We start from the raw sequence: 6,709 nt of genomic DNA, 5'->3' as shown, positions 1-6,709 counted from the left end.
CCGCCGCTTCGATGAGCTTGAACGTGTGCGTGCGGAGAAACTCGTCGATGAGATGGCACGCCTCGCCGTAATCCACAGAGCGGTCGAGGTCGTCGTCCAGCCCCGCAGCCCGGAGCGATGTGTAGAGCACCGCCGAGACCACGAACTTCTGCCCGAGCTCGCGCTCCGCAGCGTAGACGCCATGGTTGGCAAAGACCTCGAGCTCCTCGATCGTCACCTTGTCTGCAAGCGCGAGCCGCTTGGAATCCGTGAGCGCGAGCTCGCGCCGGCTCACGGGCAACCCCGCCTTCGCATGATGCGCGAGACCGGTCTCTTCACCACGCGACGTATCCTCGGGCAAACCTTTCTTCTCATCTTCCATAGTCGCTCTTCTCTCCTTCCCCTCCCCTACGTGATTCTGCAAAATCGCGGAGACGGATGTTTTTTTGTGCCAGCTCTTTCTATACCCAGCATGCGCGCCAGCTTGCCGAAAATCACCCTTGACGCTCGTTCGCACAGGACTAGAATCTCGTTTACGCGGTGCGGGGGTACGTTCCGCGCGCGGCGATCGGCGACATCCATCGAACACCGCTTTGATCGGGAGGCTTCCATGGACTCACTTGCTATTCTGATCGTACCGGTGCTCACCGGTGCACTCGGCACCTATATGATCGTCTCGGGCAATCCGCGCCTGCTCCATAGCTACCACTACGCCACGACGCCACCCGAGAAGCTGCCCGCGCTCGCGCGCGCTGAAGGGGCGAGTATGATCTTCCTCGGAATCGCTATCGCGCTCATCTGCCTCGACAGGCAAGGCGTGCTTACCATCGCGGGCGTTGTGCTCCTCGTGCTGGGCATCGCATTCATGCTCGGAGCCATCGTGTACTTCAACGGCGGACTCATCACGTATTCCGGGCAAGCTGCGACCGGGGTCTTCAGCAACATGAAACCGATCTGGCGCTACGTCGTTATGGGACTCGTGGGGGCTGCGTGCTCGCTCTTTGGCATCGTACCGGGTGTGTACATGATCGCAACCGGGGACGTGGGACTGCTTCACAGCTACCACTATGCACACGTCGCCGCCGCCGACCTGCCGCTGCTCGCGACGGCAGAGGGTAGTTGTATGATCGCGCTCGGCATCGGGATCTTTTTGTGCATGTTGGCCGGCGCCGGCATGGTGGGAGGCCGTCCGTTCAAGCGTTGGGCGATCGCGCTCATGGTGTTCGGCATCGTGCTTTGGCTGGCAGCGCTCGTGGGGCTCATCGCCTTCATCATCCACTTCAACGGCTCGCTGATGTAAAAACACCCCAGGGGTTATTTTACCTTGCAAAGTCCCATCGGCGAATCAGTTGAAATTCTATGCCGTTCCATACAATAAGGCGCTGCTGCAACGCTCCAGCTGTATGGTTTGGCATGAAATTTTGAACTGGCGACGGCGCCCGGTTTGGGAGCGCCCTCTGACCTGCCTAGATGCGCACAGCGAGGTTCTTCTTCGCATCGCTCCACGAACAGGCGGCGCGAACGTCCGATGGGCAGGCGAAGCACGCGCGGGAAGCCTTGTCCGCCTGGTAGAGCAGCCGCTCAAGCACCTCGGCGCCCTCGCGCAGATGCCGATGCCCGCGAATCGCCGTGCAAATAGCATCGATATCTTCAGCCGAGAACGCATGCACGGCGGGAAGCGCCAGCAAGATTTCCCGAGCAAGCCGCTCGCCCGCTACATCATGGGGCTCGCCCGTCTCGTACTGCTGCGCCTTGCCGATATCGTGCAGAAGCGCCGTCGCGTACACAATCTCGCGGTCAAGGCCAAGCCCGCGCTCGAGATTCAAGATCCACATGATGCGGGCGCAATCGAACAGATGTTGAAGCCCGTGCCGGCAAAAGAGGCGCTCTCGCTCGAGCTCTTCGAGCCGCTGATAATCCCGCTGGTACAGAGCACTCTCCCACACCGCATCGACGCGTGGCATGGTGGGAAGGCCGTCTTTGTGCAACTCCTCGTTCGTCATCGAAGCCCCTTTTCTGCCATTGGGTATCCCGCCATTGGGGACGGAGGTTATTGGCTGGCAGAAGACCCCCCCAGCCAATACCCCCCGTCCCCAATGGCGAAAACCCCTGGGGTAATTTTACATCACGCGCTATGCACCTCGAAGGTGAAGCTCTGGACATCGGGCAGGTAGAACTCGATGCCGACCTCCATAAGCTCATCTTGTTCGTCGTACACGATGTTGAGCATGCGCATGACGGGCGACCCCGGCTCGAGTTCCATCGCCTCGGCGGTACGCGCATCGGCAGCAGACGCCCACACAGTTCGCACCGCACGCGTGGGACGTACACCGTAGAGTTTGAAGAGTGTGGCGTAAAGAGAGTCGATTGTGAAATCGTACGCTCCGATTCCCGGAAAGCGCTCGTAGGGAACCCAGGTTTTGAGGTGAGACGACGCCGTGCCGTTCGTATAGCGCACGCGCTCGAGGAAGAATGCATCGGAAAATGCCGAGGAAATGCACGACGAAAGGTTCTCGGGCAGCTCGGCGCGCCCGAAGGAAAGCACGCGCGTTACCGGAATGCCACCCGTGAGCAGCGTCTCTTGGGAAAACCCTAGAAGCGAGGCATGTGGCCTGATCGAACTTGGCGCCCGCACAAAGCTGCCGCGCCCGCGCTCGCGAGAAACAAGGCGCGCACCCACAAGCGCACCATACGCTTGCCGAACGACAGGGCGCGAAAGACCGAACGTCTCGGCCAACTCGTCCTCGGTGGGCAGCTTGTCCCCCGTCTTCAAGACACCTTCACCAATGGCCTTCACGATGCAATCCTCGAGCTGTTTATACAGCGGCAAAGGTGAAGAGCGATCTATCTTGATGAATCCAGTGTCCATGAGATTTTCCGTTCGCAACACCGCGTGAGAAGCGGCGCTTAGACAGCCTAGTAATCAATATGATAGCAGCGACCCCGCCTTTCCGTGTGAAGGAAACGCGGGGTCACATGCGAAGCGTTACCGGATACGCAGGCGAGAAGGGAGATGCGCTCGCGTCCCGATCGATATACCGTCCCTACTTCTCGTCGTCGGCGTAATGCGCGAGCGGCTCTTGGAACGGGTTCACACCGGTGTCGATAAAGATGTCCTTCGCGCCCTTGGCGGCAACGAACTGGAACGGCACCGTGTACGCAAGCGGCGCGAGATACTTGCTCACGCGATGTGAGAACACAAGGTCGCGCTCATCGGCGTCCGGAATGTCGCACATCGACACCACGTGCACGCGCGGCGTGTACTTCTTATAGGCGTCACGGAACACGAGCATGCGCTCGTACTCCGCCTCATCTGATCCGATCATGAAGATCGTCTGGTTAGGACGAAGTCCCATGGTGGGACCGTGCGAGAACTCCTCGAGCTCGTAGCCGATCGTCGGAATACGAAGCATTTCGCCCACCTTGAGCATGGCCTCGAGCATCGAACCGTAATCGACGCCGTAGCCCAAGATAAACAGACGGTCGCTCTGCAGGATCGAGCCTTTGTTGCGGTCGTACCATGCCTCGCCCTCGTCGATGACGCTCTGGAAATCACCCACGAACGCCTCGGCCTCATCGAGCGCCGCCTGGTAATCTTCGGCAGAGAGCTTCCCGCAATCATGGGCGACAGCGAGTGCCCAGAGATACACGCTCAGCACGGAAACCGTGTAGCCCTTGGTCTCGGGCGGCGTTAGCTCGGGCCCCACGAGCAGGTGCGTCGTGACGTTGGCGAACTGCGTGATGCGGCTCTCCAAATCGCCCGTAATCACCAGCGTGCGGCAGCCGATCTTCTGGCCGTATTCCATGACCTCGCACGTGGAAACCGAGGTTCCCGACTGGCTGATACCCACGAACAGCGTATGCTCCGGAGCGATCGAACCCGTCCAATCCGCCTGTTCGTAGTTCTTGAACACGGTGGGATACTGTGCCTCTGCAGCAATTCCCGCGAGCTGCTTCATGTAGAACGCCGCGATCTGCGATACGTTGTACGAGGTGCCCGAACCAAAGAAAATGATCTTCTTGATTCCCTGCTCGGCGATTTCGCGACGGAACGGCTCAACGAACACATCACGATTCGCAAATACCTGCGGAAGCACCTCAGGCTGGCTCTTGATATTGCCCAGCACCGTCTGCTCCATAGTTTCCACTCCAATCATAAGGACAAGTACCGTTGCGGCGTCGCCCCGCACACCATGCAGGGCGACGCGTTGATAGGCTTACTGGAAGCGCTTCGTTATGTTCTCGCGAATGTCGTTCGGCACCAGCTGGTCGTATATCTCGACGCCTTGAGCCGCGAGCTCGCGAAATGCCTCGATCTCTTCGGGCGTAGCATAAGCGGTCTTGGCAATCTGCTGCGAACCAGGTCGACCCGACATGTTGCCAACCGTCACGTACTCCACTTTGAAGCCGCATTTCGCCATCTGCAAAATGGGAATCGGGCTGTTGCAGAGGATCATGACCTTGATGCCCTCGTCGATATGACGGGAGAATTTATCGGCCGCCTTTGCCGTATCGAAGATCGAAAGCTTGCAGCGCTCCGGGCAGGCCATACGCAGCATGGATTTGCGCAGATCGTCTTTGGCAACCGCGTCATCGACCACCACGATGCGATCTACGTTGTACTTCGGGATCCAAAAGCTGCATACCTGGCCGTGAACTAAGCGGTCGTCGATGCGTGCGTCTACGATAGCCATGGCTGCTCCTTACATCGCGATAAGCCCGGTGATGCCAAGCACGAAGCCGATCACGCAGATGGCCGCGATGATGATGGGCACCTTGACGTTCTTCTTGAGGGCGCCGTACACGGCGAGCGTGCACACGAGCGGCAAGAACTTCGGGAAAAGCTGGTCGAGGTATTCCTGAATGGTGATGGTCATCTCACCGATCGTGAAGCTCAAGGGGCAAGAAATCGAGACCCACATGGCGATCATGGTGCCAATGGACACGGCACCGATGATACCGGCGCAGTAGGTGACGAGCTTCATCTGCCCGTTCTTTTCCAAGCGCTCCAAGAACGAGCTTCCCTGCTCGTAGCCGAGCTTAAGGCCGAACCAACGTACGAGGACGTTGGGGATATTGAAGACCAGCAGGAGGATGAACGGAGCAATGGGGTTGCCCTGCTGCGCGAAAGCGACGCCGAGCGAGCAAGCCAACACGCGGAAGATGCCCCAGAAGAACGTATCGCCAATGCCGGAAAGCGGTCCCATGAGCGAGACCTTAATGGCGTTGACGGAGCTCGTATCGAGCTGCGGATCACGCTTGAAGCTCTCCTCCATGGCGATGGAGATGCCCATAACGAACGTGGACGGGGCGCACGTCATGTTGAACGCGGCGATATGGCGCTTGAGGGCGGCGCGCAGACCCTCCTCGTCGTCTCCGTAGATGCTCTTAAGCGGCTTCAGGATGCTATACAGGAAACCGAGGCTCTGCATGCGTTCGTAGTTAAACGAACCCATAAGCACGAAGCTGCGCCAGAACGCACTACGGAAGTCGCTCTTGGAAATGTTGGACTGAGCGGCAGCGGTGCCGTTGGTGGTGATGGTATCGGCCATGATGCTAGTCCTCCCATTCGTCGTCACTTGCAGCAGCAACCTGCGGTGCAGCTGCGGCTTGCTCGCTGCGGAGCTGCCAAATGATCAGAGCGATCGCGACGGCGACGGCCGCCATGCCAACCATGTTGATATCGAAGCCCACGAACGCAGCGGGAACGAAACCGATGATGAAGTACGGCCACATGGAACCGTCCATGATGATGCTCATAAGCAGGGCGAAGCCGAGGCACGGCAGAAGCGCGGCGATGCCGTTCAGACCGTTGGACACCCATGCGGGAAGGCCGTTCACGATGGTGTCAATGAGGTCACCACCGAGGTACATGAGCATAAAGATGAGTACGAACGTTTTAATGGCCGAAAGCAATACGCACAGCCAGTGAAGTGCTCCGAGGCGGGCGAGCTTGAGATCCTCAATCGCCTTATCGGCCTCGAGCATGACGCCAGAGTAGGCCGCCATGAGCAAAGTGTTCACGAACTGCATGATGACGGAGACCGGGACGCCGAACATAATAGCGCTCTCCAAACCGGTGCCCGTCGCAATGGCAACGGCAGCGCCCACGGTGCCACCGGTACCGATGTCGAGACCAGCGGTGGGGCCGATCGCAGTCGCACCCATCCACATGAGCTGCATCTGAGCACCGAGCATAAGGCCCTTAGTGACATCTCCCAAGATCAGACCTACGAGGAATCCGGTTACGATGGGCTCGCGCATCTTGTTCTCGCCGAAGATGTTGCCGTCGAGCTCGGTTAGTACGGCCACGAGCGCGATCAGCACAGCTTGCCACAATGTGATCATGGTTATCACCCCTTCTTCCGACATGTGTCCCACAAGGCGCAGAAAGGCTGGCCAAACCCAGCTGCACTGCGGGATATGACATGATTCAGAATATTGTTATATTGTTATCCTAAATTAGTTAAGCTGGGTGAACGGTCGATATGGTCCGTGAACGGTTTGAGAAGCGACGCCCAGCGATGGAGAAGTGGTGCGCCGTTGCTGCTACCTGTTTCAAGACTAGCTATCCCACTATTCCCGGTTTTCGCTGTGAAAACGGGGATTCTTGGATAGCGGAGGGTGAACCCAGCGACGTTAGGGACAGAAGGCGGGAACGGCAGAGCTATCGAAGCACAGAAACGGCACCCATCCAGCCATTGGAGACGGGGGTTATTGGCTGGCAGAA

The 6,709-nt window shown here is 58.7% G+C and carries 8 protein-coding genes; 1 reads left to right on the top strand and 7 read right to left on the bottom strand.

All coding sequences use genetic code 11. The features are described 5' to 3' along the window. On the bottom strand, positions 1–361 hold a 361-nt coding region (gene folB, locus QZ079_RS07240; RefSeq protein ID WP_297037036.1), incomplete at its 3' end, for a dihydroneopterin aldolase. A gap of 228 nt (positions 362–589) precedes the next feature. On the opposite strand from folB, the gene QZ079_RS07235 reads away from it, so the two are divergent. Beyond that, positions 590–1,279, top strand: coding sequence for a hypothetical protein (locus QZ079_RS07235; protein WP_297037033.1), 690 nt, complete (start codon positions 590–592; stop codon positions 1,277–1,279). A gap of 166 nt (positions 1,280–1,445) precedes the next feature. Here the strand turns inward: QZ079_RS07235 and QZ079_RS07230 are convergent, their stop codons facing one another. The 6 genes from QZ079_RS07230 to QZ079_RS07205 form a co-directional block, all read right to left on the bottom strand. Then, a complete protein-coding gene (locus QZ079_RS07230) occupies positions 1,446–1,982 on the bottom strand; it encodes an HD domain-containing protein (protein ID WP_297037030.1) in 537 nt (178 codons plus the stop codon). Between the two features lie 122 nt (positions 1,983–2,104). Continuing rightward, complete coding sequence (locus tag QZ079_RS07225) at positions 2,105–2,848, bottom strand: GntR family transcriptional regulator (protein ID WP_297037027.1); 744 nt, start codon at positions 2,846–2,848, stop codon at positions 2,105–2,107. Positions 2,849–3,023: 175 nt separating this feature from the next. After that, positions 3,024–4,118 carry an SIS domain-containing protein gene (locus tag QZ079_RS07220; RefSeq protein ID WP_297037025.1) on the bottom strand — a complete coding sequence of 365 codons (1,095 nt, stop codon included), beginning with the start codon at positions 4,116–4,118 and terminating at the stop codon, positions 3,024–3,026. Between the two features lie 78 nt (positions 4,119–4,196). Continuing rightward, positions 4,197–4,673, bottom strand: a complete 477-nt coding sequence (locus QZ079_RS07215; protein WP_297037023.1) for a PTS sugar transporter subunit IIB — start codon at positions 4,671–4,673, stop codon at positions 4,197–4,199. A 9-nt stretch (positions 4,674–4,682) separates the two neighbouring features. Further along, positions 4,683–5,531, bottom strand: coding sequence for a PTS system mannose/fructose/sorbose family transporter subunit IID (locus QZ079_RS07210; protein WP_291289649.1), 849 nt, complete (start codon positions 5,529–5,531; stop codon positions 4,683–4,685). 4 nt (positions 5,532–5,535) lie between these two features. After that, entirely contained in the window at positions 5,536–6,327 is a 792-nt protein-coding gene (locus QZ079_RS07205) for a PTS sugar transporter subunit IIC (RefSeq protein WP_297037018.1), read from the bottom strand. Positions 6,328–6,709 lie beyond the last annotated feature (382 nt).

It is taken from the genome of uncultured Enorma sp., from assembly GCA_905210055.1.
Taxonomy (GTDB): Bacteria; Actinomycetota; Coriobacteriia; order Coriobacteriales; family Coriobacteriaceae; genus Enorma.
Note: the sequence above shows the minus strand (reverse complement) of the source record. Positions and strands in the feature narration are given on the sequence as shown.